The 19611-nt window shown below is 45.9% G+C and carries 18 protein-coding genes; 16 read left to right on the top strand and 2 right to left on the bottom strand.

Annotation, left to right across the window (positions count from 1 at the left end; translation table 11 throughout):
• Window positions 1–229: 229 nt before the first annotated feature.
• From AV656_RS08285 to AV656_RS08225, 13 genes are all read left to right on the top strand, one after another.
• Window positions 230–1528, top strand: a complete 1299-nt coding sequence (locus tag AV656_RS08285) for an MmgE/PrpD family protein (RefSeq protein WP_063180742.1) — start codon at window positions 230–232, stop codon at window positions 1526–1528.
• Window positions 1515–2897, top strand: a complete 1383-nt coding sequence (locus tag AV656_RS08280) for a flavocytochrome c (RefSeq protein ID WP_063180740.1) — start codon at window positions 1515–1517, stop codon at window positions 2895–2897. Before AV656_RS08285 ends, AV656_RS08280 begins: the two co-directional genes overlap by 14 nt.
• Entirely contained in the window at window positions 2890–3606 is a 717-nt protein-coding gene (locus AV656_RS08275; RefSeq protein ID WP_063180737.1) for an isochorismatase family protein, read from the top strand. Before AV656_RS08280 ends, AV656_RS08275 begins: the two co-directional genes overlap by 8 nt.
• Window positions 3581–4960, top strand: a complete 1380-nt coding sequence (locus AV656_RS08270) for a dihydroorotase (protein WP_063180735.1) — start codon at window positions 3581–3583, stop codon at window positions 4958–4960. The genes AV656_RS08275 and AV656_RS08270 overlap by 26 nt, the downstream gene beginning before the upstream one ends.
• Window positions 4961–4985: 25 nt before the next feature.
• Window positions 4986–6191: an ABC transporter substrate-binding protein gene (locus AV656_RS08265; protein ID WP_063180733.1), complete on the top strand. Its 1206-nt coding sequence runs from the start codon at window positions 4986–4988 to the stop codon at window positions 6189–6191.
• A gap of 58 nt (window positions 6192–6249) precedes the next feature.
• Window positions 6250–7113, top strand: coding sequence for a branched-chain amino acid ABC transporter permease (locus AV656_RS08260; RefSeq protein WP_063180731.1), 864 nt, complete (start codon window positions 6250–6252; stop codon window positions 7111–7113).
• On the top strand, window positions 7110–8132 hold the full coding sequence (locus AV656_RS08255; protein WP_063180729.1) for a branched-chain amino acid ABC transporter permease: 1023 nt from the start codon (window positions 7110–7112) through the stop codon (window positions 8130–8132). Before AV656_RS08260 ends, AV656_RS08255 begins: the two co-directional genes overlap by 4 nt.
• Entirely contained in the window at window positions 8110–8829 is a 720-nt protein-coding gene (locus tag AV656_RS08250; RefSeq protein WP_063180727.1) for an ABC transporter ATP-binding protein, read from the top strand. The genes AV656_RS08255 and AV656_RS08250 overlap by 23 nt, the downstream gene beginning before the upstream one ends.
• A complete protein-coding gene (locus AV656_RS08245; protein ID WP_063180725.1) occupies window positions 8826–9536 on the top strand; it encodes an ABC transporter ATP-binding protein in 711 nt (236 codons plus the stop codon). Before AV656_RS08250 ends, AV656_RS08245 begins: the two co-directional genes overlap by 4 nt.
• 20 nt (window positions 9537–9556) lie before the next feature.
• Entirely contained in the window at window positions 9557–10297 is a 741-nt protein-coding gene (locus tag AV656_RS08240; RefSeq protein WP_063180723.1) for an IclR family transcriptional regulator, read from the top strand.
• 15 nt (window positions 10298–10312) lie between these two features.
• Complete coding sequence (locus tag AV656_RS08235) at window positions 10313–11650, top strand: MmgE/PrpD family protein (RefSeq protein ID WP_063180721.1); 1338 nt, start codon at window positions 10313–10315, stop codon at window positions 11648–11650.
• Window positions 11651–11712: 62 nt separating this feature from the next.
• On the top strand, window positions 11713–12927 hold the full coding sequence (locus AV656_RS08230; protein ID WP_063180719.1) for a CaiB/BaiF CoA transferase family protein: 1215 nt from the start codon (window positions 11713–11715) through the stop codon (window positions 12925–12927).
• A 2-nt stretch (window positions 12928–12929) separates the two neighbouring features.
• Complete coding sequence (locus AV656_RS08225; RefSeq protein WP_063180717.1) at window positions 12930–13871, top strand: hydroxymethylglutaryl-CoA lyase; 942 nt, start codon at window positions 12930–12932, stop codon at window positions 13869–13871.
• A gap of 79 nt (window positions 13872–13950) precedes the next feature.
• Here the strand turns inward: AV656_RS08225 and AV656_RS08220 are convergent, their stop codons facing one another.
• A complete protein-coding gene (locus AV656_RS08220) occupies window positions 13951–14196 on the bottom strand; it encodes a hypothetical protein (RefSeq protein ID WP_063180715.1) in 246 nt (81 codons plus the stop codon).
• A 324-nt stretch (window positions 14197–14520) separates the two neighbouring features.
• Here AV656_RS08220 and AV656_RS08215 point away from each other — a divergent pair, with 324 nt between their 5' ends.
• Window positions 14521–15768 (top strand): MFS transporter, encoded by a 1248-nt coding sequence (locus AV656_RS08215; RefSeq protein WP_063180713.1) that lies wholly within the window; start codon window positions 14521–14523, stop codon window positions 15766–15768.
• A 67-nt stretch (window positions 15769–15835) separates the two neighbouring features.
• Here the strand turns inward: AV656_RS08215 and rpoN are convergent, their stop codons facing one another.
• Window positions 15836–17113, bottom strand: coding sequence for an RNA polymerase factor sigma-54 (gene rpoN / locus AV656_RS08210; protein WP_063180711.1), 1278 nt, complete (start codon window positions 17111–17113; stop codon window positions 15836–15838).
• A 140-nt stretch (window positions 17114–17253) separates the two neighbouring features.
• On the opposite strand from rpoN, the gene AV656_RS08205 reads away from it, so the two are divergent.
• Window positions 17254–18615, top strand: coding sequence for a sigma-54 interaction domain-containing protein (locus AV656_RS08205; RefSeq protein WP_063180709.1), 1362 nt, complete (start codon window positions 17254–17256; stop codon window positions 18613–18615).
• 204 nt (window positions 18616–18819) lie between these two features.
• A complete protein-coding gene (locus AV656_RS08200) occupies window positions 18820–19608 on the top strand; it encodes an enoyl-CoA hydratase/isomerase family protein (RefSeq protein WP_063180707.1) in 789 nt (262 codons plus the stop codon).
• Window positions 19609–19611 lie beyond the last annotated feature (3 nt).

Genomic DNA, 19611 nt, shown 5'->3' with positions numbered 1-19611 from the left:
CTCCGGTGTCCGCATTACGGACATTAGCTAGTAAATACGGAACGTGCATTGAGAATAGATTAAAATGAAAGCGATGTCAAGTCGGAATATAAGTCTGATTTAGATAATTTCGAAGTTTCTTTATTCGCTATTGACCTTCCCGGAAACCCGGTGTTAAAATTGACGCAAATATAAAACTAGTTCCGTATTATGGAACAACTGAGGTGATAACATTTCTACCGTAGGTATATTGAGTGATTTCACCCTGGATTTTAATTTGGATCATGTTGACACGTCGACCAATGAAAAAGCAAAAATGTTGTTGTTGGATTCCTTAGCAGCTGTTTTATCTGGAAATCGTACCTCTGATATAGAGAAAGTGATTCATCACTTTTCTACAGCAGATATGGGACAAAGTGTTCTGGGGACTGGGCTAGTCAACCATCCGTATATTGTCACTGTCCTACAAGGGATGGCGATGGTCAGTGAAGAGCTAGACGAAGGAAATGCCTTAGCTAAGGGACACCCGTCATGCCACTTCTTTCCGGCTCTATTGGCAACTGCAATAGAGGAGAAAATAGACGGCAAAACCTTTTTGGAAGCCTTTATAGTCGGCTACGAAATTAATGCAAGAGCAGGATCTTCTATTCAATTAAAAAAAGAAATTCATCCTCACGGCAGTTGGGGAATGATTGGCGGAGGCTTTGCTTTAGGCAAAGTACTAGGTTTCAATGCTCAAGAACTCGAAAATTTGATAACGCTTACAAGTTCTTTTCCGATGGTTTCCTTGTGGAACCCGGTTCTGGAAGGTCATCAGTCAAGAAACCTAATGATCGGCATGCAGAATATGAACTTATTACTACTAGCTAAAATGGCGAAAGCTGGAGTAACCAGTTCTCCGGAAAATGTAAAAGTGATTTACTCCTCAATTCTTGGAGAGTCGTTCGACGAGAGAAAACTTGTTGCGGAACTGGGTGAAACCTTTTATTTGAATCAGTCTTATATCAAGTTTCACAGTTACTGCCGATTCTGCCATGCTCCAATGGAAGGTACCTATCAGCTTATGTCACAACATCGCTTGGCCCCAGATAATATTGAATCAATTGAAATCAAAACATATGCGGCAGCCGCACGCTTAAATAATCAAGAACCTTCTAACTCGTTTGCTGCAAAGTTTTCCATCCCACGAGCCATTAGTGATTACATCTATCAGAATTCGGGATTCAATATTTCAGCTACCTCGATAACAGTGAAAGAATATCCGCCCTTTACTGCGGAATATCCCAAGGTCAGGAGGACTAAGATTGTCCTTCATGACAAGAATGGCGTCAGCTACGAAGGCTACTCCGATCATGCCTCGGGTGAAGCCAATGATCCTCGGCTCAAAGAAAAAATGATAGAAAAAAGTCGAGTTATCTTTACCGATAGCTTCGACGATGAAATTGCTTCGAATGTAATTAATCATTTCATGAATTTAGAGAGTATCTGCGACATCTCCAATGTAATTGAACCTTTGATGGGAGTGGGGCAAACAAATGTGGGATGCTGAGTTGGATGTGGTCATTGCAGGAGCAGGGGGTTGCGGACTGGTAGCAGCACTACGGGCCGGCATGGAAGGATTAGAAGTCGGCATATTTGAAAAAACAGAGTTCATCCTCGGTAATACCGCGGCAAGTGCAGGGATGATACCAGCAGCCGGAACAAAGCTACAGAAAGAGTTGGGGATCGAGGACTCCGTCCAACTGATGGCTGAAGATATCCTGCGAAAGAACAAATATGAAAGTGAACCAGAGCTTACAGAGGCAATTTGCCGGGCCTCTGGACCATTGATTGACTGGTTAAACGATGAACTGAAAATCTCCATGTCTGTGGTTACCGAATTTAAATATCCAGGGCATTCTGTTAAAAGAATGCATGCACCTCCCACAAGATCTGGCCTTGAACTCGTCAAAAACTTGAAGAAAGCTGTGGATCAGATAGACAATATCTATCTCATGAAGAAGTCAGAGGTGCTACAACTTATCACAGACGATGATAGAGCCGTGATCGGTGTAGAAGTGGACACTCCTGATGGAAGACAAAAAATCAAAGCAAAAAAAGTCATTCTCGCTACGAATGGATTCGGAGCCAACAAAGATTTGGTAAAACGCTACATACCGGAAATCTCTAATGCTCAATACTTTGGGTATGAAGCCAACACAGGGGATGCCATCAGAATGACTGAGGAGCTGGGAGCGGCATTATCCAATATGAGTGCTTATCAAGGACATTCTGCAGTATCCGATGGACAAGGATTATTAGTCACCTGGGGCACTATTATGATGGGCGGCTTCATGGTCAATGAGCAAGGCAATCGGTTTGGAAATGAGGCGGAAGGATATTCAGAGTTTGCGGTTCAAGTGTTAAACCAGCCTAGGCAAGCCGGCTATATCATTTTTGATGAAAAGATATATCAGGCTCTCCTATCAATTGAAGACTTCAAAAACCTTGCGGATATGGACGCCTTTAAAAAAGAAGAAACCATTGAAATGCTTGCCGATGCATTGAAGATTTCTGGAACCCTTTTAACAGAAGAGTTAAGAGATTTTAATCAGAGTAACGGCAAGAAAGACCGATTTGGCAGAGAAAATACAGCTGCACAATTGGAAGCCCCTTTTTACGGGATAAAGGTATCTCCTGCACTGTTCCACACACAAGGCGGTGTCTTGATCAATTCATCTGCACAAGTGCTGAATAAAGCAGGAGAAGTGATTCCAAATCTTTATGCAGGTGGCGGTGCTGCCGTCGGAGTTTCCGGTAAACATGCATACGGATATATGTCTGGAAATGGATTATTGGCAGCAACAGGATTAGGAATGATTGCGGGAGACCACGCAAGAGAATCTATAACGGCTGAAAGGGTGGGGGCAAATGAGTAGAGTCTGGGAAGATGCATTAACAGAAGCGGATCGTACGGTAATTGAAAAGGGAGGATATGGAACAGAGCGAGGGCTAGGAAATACTCCTGCACTTGTCATCATTGATACACAGCACAACTACGTTGGGGCAAAGAAGCCGATCACTGACCAACTGGATGAGTGGCCAAGTGGAGGCGGACAAGAGGCCTGGGATGCGATTGAAAAGATTAAAGAGCTTCGGGAACTGGCTTATGAGAATGAAATTCCTGTGATTTATACACGAAATGTTCAAAAGAAAACCATTAATTTTGATTCATTCGCCGTCAAAGCAAAAAGAGATAACACGAAATATATCGACGGTCGTCCAGAAACTCAAATTGTAGACGAGCTGGCCCCTCGTGAAACGGATCTGGTTGTTGATAAGAGTTATGCCAGTGCATTTTTTGGAACACCATTTATCAGTTACCTGATCAAGATGGGGATAGATTCACTAATTATTGTCGGCGGTTCTACAAGCGGCTGTGTGAGGGCCACTGCAGTTGATGCGGTCACTCATAATTTTAACGTAGCTGTAGTGGAAGATGGCGTCTATGACAGGATTGAGCTGTCTCATAAAGCAGGGCTGCTTGATCTATGGATGAAATATTGTGATGTTCTCCCTTCTGAAAAGGTTCAAGAATACATCAAGAAAGTGGGTGAAGGCCGTGAAAGCCGATTTATTAATCTCTAACGGTCAGGTTGTCTTTCCTAAGACAGGAGTCCGCAAAGCGAATATCGCTGTCAAAGACGAAAAGATAGTCGCGATCCTGGAAGAAGGAGAAACAGTCGAAGCTTCAAAAGTGATCGATGCTCAGGGCAAGTTTATACTGCCGGGTGTAATTGACGCCCATCAGCACCTTGGAATCTACAACCCACTAGAGCAAGACTTCTTGGATACCAAGCAACATGCGGTAGGGGGAGTCACAACAATCGTCAACTATGATCGTCAACCTGTCAGCTATCTTGAGTATTTTCCTAAGGTAAAAAAAGTCGGTGAAGAAAATAGTTATGTCGATTTCTCATATAGCTTTGGTATTTTGAAAGAACAGCATCTGGATGAGCTTGAAGAATTAGTGGAAACGCATGGGCTGACATCATTCAAGTTTTTCAGAAACTATGAAAGGCAGCTAAATGACAAATTTAGGATTGAAGATGGAATTGACTTGTCTGCCCACGACTTGCTCAGAATTCTGGAGAAGTTTAAGTCGGTCTCACCGAAATTACTGTTAGCAGTCCATTGCGAGAATATGGATATAAACCGTAGTCTTATCAAGTCATACAAGGAAAAGGGAGAAGACGAGGGACTGGTTACCTGGTCGAAGACAAGTCCGGGATATGCAGAAGCAGAATCACTGCTTAGCACTCTGTATATGAACAAAATCGCCGGCGGCAATGTCTATATTGTTCATTTAACTTCTGGCGCCAGTGTAGAAGTGTTGAAAAATACGGATTGGTTGCAGGGGGCTGGGGTTGTTGTGGAAACCTGCCCACACTACCTTGTCCTGACAGAAGAAAGCGAAGTTGATTTGAAAGCCAAGGTCGGACCGCCAATTCACTCCAAAGAAGACCAGGAACTGCTTTGGGAAGGTATTGAAAAAGGGCTGATTAGCACGATAGGGACTGATCATGTTCCTACATCCCTTGAGAAAAAACAGAACAGCGGGCATACGTTTGATGTGTTATATGGTTTTCCGGGAGCCGGATCGCTTCTTCCTCTGATGCTTACAGAAGGCCATAAGAAAAGAGGCCTTCCCCTTGAACGCATTGCAGAAATCACATCATTCAATGTGGCTGAGTCGTTTAATCTACCGACGAAAGGCCGCATTGAAGCGGGGGCAGATGCAGATCTGGTTATCGTAGACCTCGATGCCAAAGAGGAGATTACTCCTGAACGAATGCATGCCGAATCCGATTTTACCGTATATGAAGGAATTGAAGCCTATGGCTGGCCGGTTTATACCATCAGCAGAGGAGAAGTCATTGTTGAAAAGGGCGAACCTGTAAAAGAGTCGGGAAGAGGAAAGTATATTCGGCGCTCGATCTAAAATCTGATAATTAAAGGAGCTTATTATGAAAAAAGTTCTGGGACTGTCTCTGGCATTACTCCTGCTTGCAGCAGGTTGCAGCAACGGAAATGCATCCGAGGGAGAAGATGGCGCAGTAAAAATTGGGGCTCTACATCCACTTAGTGGGGGATTGGCTAACGAGGGGCAGGAAATGCGTGACGCGATTCGTCTGGCGGTTGAAGAAGTGAATGCTGCTGGCGGGATTCAATCTTTGGATGGAGCAAAAGTTGAGCTGATTGAGGCTGATTCAGAAGGAATTGCTGAGAAAGGTGTTTCTGAAACGCAACGCCTGGATCGTGAGGGTGTTGCCGGCGTAGTCGGGGCTTATACAAGTGGTGTTACACTACCTGCCACCCAGGAGGCCGAAAAAGCCAGAATTCCATTTGTCGTAGATATCGCTTCGGCTGATGAAGTTACAGAACGTAATTTCAAGTACACGTTCAGACTGCAGCCATCTTCCACTGCCATGGCTGAAAACTTCTTGGATTATATCGATTTCTTGAACAGTGAGCTTGACGAACCAATTCAGACAATCGCCCTTGTACATGAGGATTCTGTTTTCGGTTCCAGTATCGCGAAAATCATTAAAGAGCAAGCACCTTCTAAGAATCTGGATGTGACCACAGTTCTTCCTCATGCTGCATCAGCAGCAGACCTGTCATCCACAATCAATAAGCTTAAATCCTCAAAGCCGGACGCCATCATCGCAACGACTTATCTTAGAGACGGAACATTGCTGACCGAAGGGCTGAAAGAAGCGGGAGTTACACCAAAAGCGCTCATTGGCGTGGCAAACGGAGCGTTCAGTAACGCTAAGTTCATAACCGAAGAAACTGACCTGAACCAGTATGTACTAGATGTAAACTACTCGATTAATACAAATAGTGACCTTGCAAAAGCAGCACAAGATGCCTACTCGGAAAAGTTCAACAAAAACTTAGGCCCCAACGGAGCCTACTCCTATATGGCTACAAAAGTGTTGATTGATGCAATTGAGCGGGCGGGTTCGACAGACCGAGAGGAAATCAGGAAAGCACTCGCTGAGACTAAAATGGAAGAACATATTCTTCCGCAAGGAACCATTGAATTTAATGAAAAAGGACAAAACGTTAATGCACAAGCCGTCCTGAATCAAATCATGGATGGAGAGTCGCATATCGTTTATCCAGAGGAATACAAGAGTGCCGATTTTGCTGTGCCAGCTCAATAACAACATAAAGGGCAGGAGAGATCCTGCCCTTTAAATTTACCTGAAAGGAATAACCCCCATGTTAATAATTCAATCAATGATTGACGGAATCCTGATGGGTGGCATCTATGGACTTGTCGCTATAGGCCTGACACTGATTTTTGGCGTAATGAAAGTGATTAACTTTGCACAGGGTGCTTTTCTCATGTTGGGGATGTATGTAAGCTACTGGGCTTTTACGCTAATGGGAATCAACCCTTATCTGTCAATCTTTCTGAGTGCTGCAGTTCTATTTGTGGTTGGGGCGTTTGTACAAAAGACGGTCCTTTCCAGAATGATGGATGCACCTGAACACAATCAGTTGCTGGTCACACTTGGAATAATGCTAATCATCGAAAACCTTGCGCTGATCATGTGGAGCCCTGATTTCAGAAGTGTGGAACTTGGCGGCATCACCCAAACTCTTCGCATTGGAGAAATTGGTATAAATACCCCTAAACTGATCGCCTTTGCATTCGCAATCGGTCTGACTGTACTTTTGTTCTGGTTTTTGAGAAATACACTAACAGGAAAAGCAATCAGGGCTACATCAATTGACCGGCAGGGAGCTTCCCTGGTCGGAATCAATACCAGCCGGATCAATTACATTGCATTTGGCATTGGAGCGGCACTGGCAGGGGTTGCCGGCAGTCTCATCACTCCGTTCTTTTACACGTCGCCTGATGTCGGTGCAACTTTTATTCTTAAAGGGTTTGTTGTAGTTGTGCTCGGCGGTTTGGGTAACTTTATTGGTGCGTTGGTCGGAGGCCTAATTATCGGTGTTTCCGAATCGCTGGGTGGGGTTTTCCTGCCAGGAAGCCTTAAAGAGCTTATGACATATCTAATCTTTATTTTGGTCCTGCTTGTCAAGCCTAATGGCCTGTTTGGAGGGAAATCGAGTTGAAGAAATCTCACTGGTTATTAATCGCAGGTGTATCCATTTTCGCTCTGTTTCCATTAGTCACGAATGATCAGTATCTGATGCATATTGCGATTCTGATCTTGTACTATGCTCTTGTCAGCCAGGCCTGGAACTTGCTTAGTGGGTATTCGGGGCAGTTTTCATTTGGCCATGCAGCATTCTTTGGTATTGGTGCTTACACCTCCTCGATCTTGCTGACCCAGTTTCAAGTAACCCCTTGGCTTGGATTGGTCATCGGCTTTGTGATTGCTTCCTTGATGGGATTATTTATCGGATTTTTGGCGTTCCGTTATAAACTGCGCGGTGCATATTTCGCCCTTGGAACATTGGCATTTGCAGAAATCCTGAGAATCATCGTGCAGAATACGGAATTCTTCAATAAGACGATGGGAATTTTGATTCCGTTGGAAGCAAATCCGGCGATGTTCCAATTTGGATCGAGAACGGGCTATTACTACACAATCTTAATTCTCACGGCTCTTGTATTTTTGCTGGTGTATAAGATCAGCCGCTCGCGACTCGGTTACAATCTGATTGCAATCCGGGAGAACGAGGAAGCTGCGCAGTCATTGGGTGTCAACACTTACAAAAACAAAATGATAGCTATTGCATTAAGTGCAGGTCTTACAGCAATCGGCGGAACCTTTTATGCGCAGTATCTTTTATTCATTGAACCGCCAACAACGTTTGGCAATGACGTGTCGATTAACATTCTTCTGCCAGCCATCATCGGCGGGGCGGGAACAGTCTTAGGGCCATTGGTCGGGTCAATGATTATTGTTCCTCTGGGAGAAATCACTTCTCATTTCTTTGGGAACCTGGCAGGGGCAAACCTTATGGTTTATGGACTCATTTTAGTTTTGGTGATTCTATACCTTCCGGAAGGCATTGTTGGCTGGTTCCAAAATCGAATCAGGAAAGTAAAGGCCGCGAGATCGCAGTCGAAAGGATTCAAAAACAAGAAAGGCGTTGGTTTGGTTGAAACTGCTAGAAGTAAATAGTTTGACGAAAAGATTTGCTGGCCTAACCGCAGTCAATAATGTAAGTCTGGAGCTGAATGAAGGGGAAATCCTCGGTTTGATAGGTCCAAACGGAGCAGGTAAAACAACGTTATTTCATTCAATCTGCGGTTTCCATAAACCCGAAGAAGGCTTGGTCCTATTAAATGGTGAAGAAATTACCAGGAAGAAACCTGAATTTATTTGTGAAAAAGGAATAGCGAGAACCTTCCAGATTGTACAACCCTTCGGAAATCTTACTGTTCTCGAAAATGTGGTTGTGGGTGCATTCAGCAGAGAAAAGAAAATTCATGATGCCGAAGCCTTGGCAATGGAGCAGTTGGATTTTCTCGGACTTAAAGAATTGTCCCAACAGCGTATGAAAGATTTGACCTTCCCAGAGCAAAAGAAAGTAGAAGTTGCACGGGCACTGGCAACAAAACCCAAAATCTTGTTCCTGGATGAGGTCATGTCAGGTTTGAATCCATCCGAAGTAAATGAGTTTATTGAACTCGTTAAAACAATCAGAGACAGAGGAGTATCCATTGTGTTTATCGAGCACCTTATGTCAGCTGTCATGGCTCTCTCCGACCGACTTGCAGTCATGCACTTGGGAGAGAAAATTGCAGAGGGAGAACCGCAGGAAGTGATGAGGGATCCGTTGGTTGTCGAGGCTTACCTAGGAGAGGATATCGCATGATACAAGTAGAGAAACTGAATACCGGTTATGGAAATGTCCAAATCCTTCGTGAAATATCCTTTGAAGTAAATGAAGGGGAAGTCGTCAGTATTCTCGGGACTAACGGAGCAGGGAAGACAACTTTACTTCGTACAATATCCGGTCTGATAAAGAGTTGGTCAGGAACTATCAAGTTTCAAGGTGAAGATATTTCAAAAGCCGGCCCGGATGACATTGTAAAAAGGGGATTAATCCAAGTTCCTGAAGGAAGAAAGCTGTTTTCTACAATGAGTGTCTATGAAAATCTTGAACTTGGAGCCTTTACGAAAGAAGCTAAGAAAAAATCAAAAGATAATCTGGAAATGTGTTTTGAACTGTTTCCAATATTGAAGGAAAAGGAAAAACAGTTGGCCGGAAGCATGAGTGGCGGACAGCAACAAATGTTGGCAATTGGACGAGCACTGATGTCACAGCCAAAATTGCTGTTGCTGGATGAGCCATCTACCGGATTATCTCCCCTGCTTACAAAACAAGTATTCAGCATCATCAATACCATTAAGGAACAAGGAGTCACAGTGCTATTAGTCGAGCAAAATGCCGCACAAGCTTTAAACCTTTCTGACCGTGGATATGTCATAGAAAATGGCCAGATTGTAATGGAAGGTTCGGCAGTTGAATTAAGTAATGATACTAACCTTAAGGCCTCTTACTTGGGGGTTACATCATAATTTAGACATGAGGGAAAATAATGAAGTCTTTCGAGAAAATGTTCAGCATCTTGGAACTGTTTACGATGGATACTCCAAGTTTGTCGATTACCGAGATACAAGAAAAACTCGGTTATCCGAAGAGTACTGTTTTCAGGATTTTAGATTCAATGGAGAAGGCAGATTATATCGTCAGAAACGAAGACAATCACAGATACTCATTGGGAATCAACTTCTTCAGGCTTGGTAGTATAGTACAAAATCAATTGGATGTCCGTAGAGTTGCTCTACCATTTATGAATGAAATTGTCCGGCATACAAAAGAGACCGCTGAACTAAATGTCTTGGATGAGACTAGTAGGGTTTGTATTGAAAAGGTCGACAGTCCATTAGACGTCCGGAATTTTGTAAGAATAGGGGAAAGAAAGGAAGCCCATCTAGGCGCTTCCGGAAAAGTACTGATTGCGTTTTTGGAAGATCAGGAACGCAAACATGTCGTCAATAAGATTGGTACAGAGCATGACATCAACAAGACGCTATTTACAAAAGATCTGGATCAAATCAGGAAGGATGGCTATGCAATAACTAAAGGAGAGCGTGTTCCCGGTAGTTACGCAATCGCCGTTCCAATCATTGATTATACAGGGACATCAATCGCCAGCCTGACCATCGCAGGGCCGATACAAAGGTTATCAGCCTCCCAAGAAATATTCTATAAAGACCTATTGATGTCCGCCGCCAGAAATATCAACAAAAAGATGGGGAACTTTCAAATAGTTTGATATAAGGGGGTACGTATGAAGCAATTCATTGAAAAGCTGAGTCAGTTAGATTGGGATGATCTGGACGAGGATACGATCAAATCATCGAAGCTCATTTTGTTAGATACACTTGGGGCTTATGTCGGGGCCGTTGATAAAGAAGGCATTAGGCGGCTGATTTCAGATGTAGCTGAACCTGGAGACGAAGAGCTGCTTCTAAATGGATCGAAGCTGACTCTTGCAGATGTGGCACTAATCACAGGAGCGGCAGTGGTTGCACTTGAGCTGGATGAAGGCAATCAATACAGCAAAGGGCACCCTGCAGCACATTGTCTGCCTGTTCTATGGATTTTGGCGCAGAAAGATGGCTACAAAATGAGCGGGAAAGAGTTTCTGCTGAATGTTGTAAAAAGCTATGAATCTTGCTCTTATTTTGGAAGAAATGCTTCCCTTCACTCTGAGATGCACGCCCATGGTACTTGGGGAGTGCTCGGTGCAACTGCCGCCGCGATGTTCGCTGCTAATTCAACCACAGATGAATTATATGAAGCACTTAATACGGCAGCGACATTTGCGCTGCCAACATCTTGGAATGCAGCGCTTGAAGGTGCTTTTATACGTAATGTTTATGTAGGAAAGGCACTTGCTTCGGGTATTCAGGCACAAAGACTTGTTAAGGCTGGCGTCCATGCACCTGTAAACAATATCAGTCATGTCTTCGGAAATTTGTTTGGGAACAGTGTTGGCGCCGAATTTCCTTCTCAAGAAATTTTGTGGGATGTAAAAAAGAATTATTTTAAAAACCATGCATTCTGTCGCTATTCTCATGCGCCGTTGGAAGCTTTTAAAGAAGCAATCCATCTAAAAAAATCAGGCGAAGAAATTAATAGGGTAGATGTTTACACTTACGAGCGTGCCGCTACTCTCAACAGGCAGGAGATTATCAATGAACTTTCTGCGAAGTTTAGTATTCCGTATGCTTTAGCTTCATGGTATGTAACCGGAATATCTGATGAATCAGCTTTTATAGATCGTTATTTGAAGGATAAAGCAATTTCGGCCTTCACTCAAAAGGTATTTGTTCACCATGATACAGAAATGGATAGAAATTACCCTAAATCAATGCCTGTAAAAGTCGTGATGACATTAGCTTCTGGTCAAACGATTACAGTTGAAAAAGATCAGGCAAGCGGTGGCCCGACGGAAAAAATGTCTCAAGAAGCTATTATAAATAAGTTTATCCGTTTAACAGCCAATCAGCTTACCGATGAACAACAACAACATGTTCTAGATTTTATTCTGAATTTGGAAGAAGAAAAAGATGCAGGCGCTATTTATCGTTTGATGCGGAGTAGTTCAAGCGTTACTGCTTGACACTTCGTTCTCTTAATCTCCCGTCAGGTTGACAGGGAGAGGAGTAAAGGAGGAGAGGCCAGATGGAAATTAAGGTTGGCAGCCAAGGTCCATTGACCGGGATTCGAGTATTGGATTTATCGACGATGATTGCAGCCCCTTATGGAGCAGTTCTACTGGGGGATTTTGGAGCAGACGTCATCAAAGTAGAAATTCCAAAAAGGGGAGATTCTTTACGTGACATGGGGCCGTTTCACGAAGAAGAGCCACTTCGTTGGCCAGCATTGGCTCGAAATAAAAAGTCGCTTACCTTAGACTTACATACAGAACAAGGTAAGAAAATACTAAAAGAACTTGTAGCAGTTTCTGACGTGGTGATTGAAAATTTCCGTCCCGGAACCCTGGAGAAATGGGGGGTCGGGTACGAGGTATTAAAAGAAGTTAACAACGACTTAATTATGATCCGAGTGACTGGATATGGACAAACTGGGCCAAATTCGCACAAAGCCGGCTTTGGAACGCCTGCAACAGCGTACAGCGGATTCACTTATCTGCACGGCTATTCAGATCGGCCTCCCATTAGTCCGTCATTTTCTTTAACAGATTATATAACCGGTGTGTACGTTGCCTTTGCAACAGTCTCGGCGCTTTTCCACAGGAATCGCGCTGATGAGCAGAAGGGGCAATTCGTTGATATCAGTCTATATGAATCAGTTTTCCGGATGATGGAGTTTCTGGTGGCTGATTATGACCAAAATGGCATCATTAAAGAACGGTCTCCGGGCTTGAGCGGACATTCTAGTCCTGCCGGTACTTTCCAGACTAAAGATGGGCATTGGATGGTGTTGGTGACCAGTTCCGATAGGACCTTCGAACGTCTTGCAAAGGCGATGGATCGTGAAGATATGCTCGCCGACGATCGGTTTTACACGAATTCTGTCCGGCTGAAAAACTTCGATCTGACAAATGGCATTGTGGCAGATTGGGTGAAGCAGTTTACCCGTGATGAAATCCAAAAATACCTGGATGAACACGGGGTCCCGATCAGCCCGATTTATAGTATTGAAGATATATTTAGAGATGAACATTACAGGGCCAGAGAAAATATTGTTGAAGTCGAGCATCCGCGTTTGGGCACCATCAAAATGCCAGGAGTTGTTCCAAAGTTTTCGGAAACCCCAGGCAAAATACGAAACGTCGGACCGGACCTGGGAGAACATAACCAGGAAATTCTTACTGAATTGCTAAATTACACAAGTGCTGACTTAGAGGAACTTAAAAAGAGCGGAGTGATTTAAGCATGTCTGTCATCCCTGAAAGGGTTACTGTCACCGAGGTTTGTCCGCGAGACGGGTTTCAAAGTCTCCCCGCTAATATTCCATTAGAAGAAAAAGTGGAAATCGTTAATGAGATTATCTATTGCGGTTTTAAGCAAATTGAAGTTACATCTTTTGTTCACCCGAAAGCCATTCCCCAGCTCAAAGATGCAGATGAACTTTTGCAAAAAATCGATAGAAGAAATGGTGTTCAGCTAAGGGCACTGGTGCCAAACTTAATTGGTCTTGAAAGAGCAATTAAGGCTAAAGTGGATAAGGTGAAATTAATGTTGTCTGCAACAGATTCACATAGTTTAAGCAATGCAAATAGAACGACATTCGATGCGATGGAAGATTTTAAGCCGCTTATTAATCGAGCAAATGAAGCCGGCATGCCGGTTTCGGGATCCATTTCAGTGGTCTTTGGATGCCCGTATGAAGGTGATGTGCCCGTCAGCAGGATACTCCAAATATCTGAGAAGTATGCAGACTTAGGAGTGACAAATATATCTCTTGCCGACACTACCGGAATGGGGAATCCTGTGAGGGTCAGAAAGATAATAAGGGCCATAAAAAAAGAGTTTCCAGAATTCGATTTCTCACTGCACCTCCACAATACGAGAGGGATGGCATTTGCCAATGCATTGGTTGGCCTTGAAGAAGGCATAGTGAACTTTGATAGTTCGGTAGCTGGATTAGGTGGTTGCCCATATGCACCAAATGCAAGCGGGAATATCTCTTCAGAGGACTTGATTCATGCATTGCATGAGATGGGTATCGAAACAGGGATAGATCTTGATCGTGTCATTAAGCTAGGAAAGAACTTGGAAAAGAAGTTCCCTCAGAGCTCGGATAGTTTTATTTTGAAAGCAGGAAAGTGTAGTGACCTGCATCTGGCTCCAAAAGAGCAGGTTAAACTAGGCTGATACTATATTGATTTGGGCAAAGAGACCTTGCGGATACGGCATTCCGCAAGGTCTCTTTCATACAAACTAAAACGGTGTTTCAGCTTCCGATCTCCTTCCTCCTGCTCGAACTCGGGATGTTCAGATCTTCCCGATTCTTTGCAATCGTCCTCCTGGAGACGGAGATGCCGTGTACCTTCTTGATGACATCGGCCAGTTTCTGGTCCGACAGGGGCTTCGTTTTGTTCTCATTTAGCACGTAGTCCTTCAGTAATGATTTTACTTGTGTGCTCGAAGCAGCCGACGATTCCGAAGCATCCAGTGCTGAGGAGAACTGGTCGTTCATGTGGAAGAACAGTGAGAGAGGAGCACTTATAGATGCTGCTTTTTTATTTCAAAACCAATTGCCTATCCCATTCTCATCGGTTATTCTTATGACACTACACACACAGGAGGTTTCCATGATGACCGCATCGATGAAATTGCGTTTCCGTTATCCATTCAACTGAATATGATGGAAGCCCTGCTTTTTGGCAGGGAAACGGGATCGGTCTGTCTTTTGGAAACCTGATAGAGGTTCAAGCAAAGAGAGGGGGCGAAGCCGCCTCTTTTTTGTTGCCTGCCAGATCGGACTTCCCAAACAAAATGAATAGAAGTGAGTGGGAAAACGATGAATTCGGTCACAAACAATGCCAAGGAAAATTGGCTCAGAAACATTATCCTCTTTTTAAGCAGCCAGACGGTCTCGCTGTTCGGCTCGTCGCTCGTGCAGTATGCGATCATGTGGCATATCACGCTGGAAACGAAATCAGGGATGATGATGACACTGTACATCATTTGCGGGTTCATCCCGACGTTCCTTCTGTCGCCGGTGGCAGGGGTATGGGCGGACCGGTATAACCGAAAGATCCTGATCATTGTGGCGGACGGTCTGATTGCACTGTCGACACTGATTCTGGCCATTCTCTTCCTGATGGGCTATGACGCGATCTGGCTGCTGTTCCTCATGGCAGCAATACGGGCATTCGGTACAGGTATCCAAACTCCTGCTGTCGGTGCGATTCTTCCGCAGATCGTCCCGAAAGAGAAGCTGACACAGGTGAACGGGGTCAACGGGAGCATCCAGGCGATTATCATGTTCGTCTCACCGATGGTCAGCGCAGCCCTGCTCGCGATGGCCTCGATCGAAGTCATCTTCTTCGTCGATGTGGTGACGGCGGCGATCGCGATCTTCACGCTGTTGTTCTTCGTAAAAGTGGCCGTCCACGAAAAGGCGGCATCCAAACAGGAGACGACCTACCTCAGCGATTTCAAGGAAGGGCTTCGCTACATCGGCCAACATGCCTTTCTGAAGAAGTTCTTCATCTTCTTTGCTGTCTTCTTCGTCCTGATGGCTCCGGCCGCGTTCCTGACGCCGCTCCAGGTCACGCGAAGTTTCGGCGATGACATCTGGAGACTCACGGCCATCGAAATCGCCTTCTCTGTAGGCATGATGGCGGGTGGGGGCATCATCGCCACGTGGGGCGGATTCCCGAACCGAATCAAGACGCTCGGCTTCGCCAGTGTGATCATGGGCATCTGTACATTTGGTCTCGGCCTCGTCCCGATCTTCTGGATTTATCTCGGCTTCATGGCCCTCTTCGGCATTGTGATGCCGATCTTCAACACACCGGCCATGACACTGCTGCAAGAAAAGATTGAGGAAAACTATCTGGGGCGCGTTTTCGGAGTCCTCGGCATGATCTCCACCTCGATGATGCCCCTCGGCATGCTGGTATTTGGCCCGCTGGCAGACGTGATTCGGATCGAATGGCTCCTGCTTGGAACGGGCGTACTGATTGTAGTACTGGCGATCCTGATGGGGAGGAATCAGGATCTGGTGAAGGCAGGGGAGCCTGTAGAAACGCAACAAAATTAAGGATTAAAATAAAGAGACCTTGCGGACATGGCAGTCCGCAAGGTCTCTCTTTGTATGATAGCTTCTATCAGCTTCCGATCTCTTTCCTCAAGCTCGAACTCGGGATATTCAACTCTTCCCGGTACTTTGCAATCGTCCTCCTGGAGACTGAGATGCCGTGTTCCTGCTTCATGACATCGGCCAGCTTCTGGTCCGACAGGGGCTTCGCTTTGTTTTCTTTTGACACATAGTCCTTCAGCAGCGATTTCACTTGTGTACTCGAAGCTGCCGACGATTCCGAAGCGTCCAGTGCCGAAGAAAACAGGTCGTTCATGTTAATGAGGCCGACCGGTGTCTGCATGGATTTGTTTTTGACCGTTCGGCTGACGGTGGATTCGTGTATATCCAGGGCTTGTGCAACGATTCCCATCGTAAGCGGTTTCAAAAACAGCTCGCCTTTTTGGAGAAATTCGGATTGATGATCCATCAGGAAGGCAGTGATTTTTGCCAGTGTCTGTTGCCGCTGTTCCAGGCTTTTGATCAGCCAATTGTATTGTTTATGGCGGTCCTGAAGATAATGGCCAACTTCGTTCGACTGATGCATCAGCGGCAAATAATCTGAGTTCAGTTTGATCCGGGGCAGGGCCTGGTCGTTGAGCCTGTAAGTCAGGGCTCCGTTTGGATCCAGGCTGATCCAAACGTCCGGAATGATGTAGTGGGGAGCCGGAGCAGCATCCAGTTCACAGGGTCTCGGGTTCAGTGATCGGATCCGGTCAACCGCAATTTTCACCTCGTCGATTGAAATCTCCATGGAGCGGGCGATGTCCTTCCATTTTCTTTGGGAGAGCAGATCGAAATGGTCATGGATCAGCCGGGAGGCGTGGTCCTCGCCGTCTTCCAATTGAAGAAGCAAACACTCCTGAAGGTTCCGTGCACCGATTCCGGGAGGGCCGACTTTTTGGAGAAGCCGGATTCCTCGGCTCAGTTCTTCTTCTCCAATCTGGTCATCGGAGGAAAGCTGCAGGTAACCGTTGTCGTCAAGTTGACCAATCAGGTAAGCGAGAAAGCGGATCGTATCGGGATTCCGGAATGTGAATTGAAGGTTAAGCAGCAATTCGCTGCGGTCCAGCTGAAGTTCCGAGCCAAATTGTTCAATCCATTCAGGACTTTGAGCGCTAGCAGGTTGATTTTGAGTGGAATTCCGGTTATTTGGATACTCAAGTTCTATCAGCGGATTCTCCATCTCCTGTTCCTGCAGAAAGTCATTCAGCTCCATATGGGTCATCTGCAGGAGTTCGATGGACTGCCTCAGCTCAGCTGTCATGATCAGCTGTTGCTCCTGGCGCTGGGTTAAATGGATCTGCATATCGCTTCACCTCACTAAGCAAGAACCTTGTTCTATTTATTATGGGTGATGGCTTTCCAATAGGCAACCCGTTGTCTGAAAATTTGGTATGATAGGTGAAAATGGATTTCAGGGCCCGGCTAGTGACAGGGGGAGAAACGATGAGTCACCAAACCACATTGGACATCGACCAGGTTTTTCTGGAGGCAATCGATCAGAGCTTCGATGGCTTTTTGCTGTCGGATCTGAGAGGGAGGATCTTTTACGCAAACAAAGCGGTTGAGGAAATTTCGGGGGTGCCCACGACTGAAATTGTCGGGAAGACCACAAAAGACATGGAGGAAGACGGGATCATCATCAGCCAGTCGATGAAGATCCTGAAGAAGGACCCGCTGACAATTTCCCAAAAGCTCCGAACGGGAATTGAGGTCTTCATTACGAGTAAGCCGATTTATGATAAAGAAGGTCGGTTTATCTGCTATGTGGCGAATTACCACCGGTTCTCAAGGATTGATGACCTGTACCGGGAGCACCACAACCAGGTTGACATCAATTATACCGAGCTGCAGCAGCTCAGGCTCCAGATGCTGAAAACCGATGAGTGGATCGGCGCCTCATTCGAGACAAAGAAACTGAAAGAGAAAGTCGCAAAAGTCGCGAAGACCGAGGCGAATATCCTGATCATCGGGGAGTCCGGGGTCGGAAAGGAAGTCGTCTCCAAGACGATTCACAAAGTCAGCGACCGGCGCGAGTTCCCTTTTATCCAGATTAACTGCGGAGCGATTCCCGAGACGCTGATGGAAGCGGAACTGTTCGGTCATGAAAAAGGGGCTTTCACCGGAGCAGTGAGTGCAAAGCCGGGCTTGCTGGAAGCAGCCGATAAAGGAACGGTTCTTCTGGATGAAATCGGGGAGATTCCATTGCACCTCCAGGTCAAGCTGCTGAGGGTGATCCAGACCCGGGAAGTCACGCGGGTAGGCGGTACAAAGCCGAGAAAGCTGGATATTCGCTTTCTGGCCGCCACCAACAGGGACCTGAAACAAATGGTGCAGGAGGGGAAGTTCAGAGAGGATCTGTATTACCGGCTGAATGTCATCCCGATCAAGATTCCTCCGCTCCGTGACCGCAAGGAAGACATACCGGTTCTCTGCACACACTTCCTGGAGAAGTACAATAAAAAATATGCCGTGGACAAACGTCTGACCGACAGCGCCTACCGGTTGCTTTCGGAATATGCGTGGCCGGGCAATGTCAGGCAACTAGAAAACACGATGGAGCAGTTGGTGATTCTGACGGAGGGTTTTGAGATCGGCGGCAAGGACCTGCCCCGAGAAATTCTCAAAAATCAGGTCGAGGATTACTTCCCGGACGAAATCATTCCGCTTCCTGAGTTGAGGGAGCAGACCGAAAAGCGAATGATCCGGCTGGCATTGGACCGGTACACAACCATCCGGGAAGCGGCAAGGCACCTCGGTGTGGACCATTCAACACTAGTGAAGAAAATAAAGAGGTATGGAATGTAGGCCGGTGAAAAACTTCACCGGTCTTTATTTGTTTTGGCCCATTGGTGAAAAGTTTCACCGGGTTCTGTGAAATTTTTCACCATGGCCGGCCTGATGAACAGCGGAATGCTGGTGTGACGCGCGTTATGAAGTTGGCATGGGACTTGCAATAAGAATAGGCAGCGGGCAAATCTGCGGTAATCGGGATATGGGAGGTGTGCAGTCATGGAGGTTTTTGAAAATCTGGTCATTGAACGGGACCGGCAGATCGGCATCGTGACAATCAGACAGTCGGCGGATACCAATGTTCTGGATTCAAGCCTGACCGCTGAGCTATCGTCTGCTTTTCGCTCACTGAATCAGGATCCTGAAGTGAGGGCCGTGATCCTGACGGCAGAAGGGCATTCCTTTCTGGCCGGAGCGGATCTGAAGGAAATCACCGGACTGTCGGTTTCTCAGGCTTATGGGTTCGCTGAAAAGGCAAAGGCCCTGCAGGACCTGATCATTCATTCGGGCAAGCCTTATATAGCAGTTGTCAACGGACATTGCCTGGGCAGCGGCCTGGAACTGATTCTGACCTGTGACTTTCGGATTTCAGGACCGGATGCTGTTTATGGAATGCCGGAAATCAATCTCGGCCTGATCCCCGGCGGAGGAGCCATCACCAGACTTCAGATGATGGTAGGCAGGGCACATGCAGCCGAGCTGATTTTTACCGGAAAGCTGGTTCGGCCCGAGGAGGCCCGGTCGATCGGCCTGGTAGGAAGTGTGAGTGACCGGCCAATGGAAGATGCGCTTCTGCTGGCCCGTTCATTTATCAATAAAAGCAGCCTGGCCCTTTCGGTAGTCAAACAGTTGTTCAACCGGAAAGAGTCGGAGGAGGGCGCTTTGATCAACCAGGAAATGAGAGCGTTTTCAATGATGTTTGATTACCCCGACTCCCTCGAAGGAATCGGTGCGTTTCTGGAACAGCGAGCACCGGTATTCAAGGAAAGACGAGAGATAAGCACTTAAAAG

Origin of the sequence: Bhargavaea cecembensis (genome assembly GCF_001619585.1) — a bacterium.
GTDB classification, from domain to species: Bacteria; Bacillota; Bacilli; order Bacillales_A; family Planococcaceae; genus Bhargavaea; species Bhargavaea cecembensis_A.
Note: the sequence above shows the minus strand (reverse complement) of the source record. Positions and strands in the feature narration are given on the sequence as shown.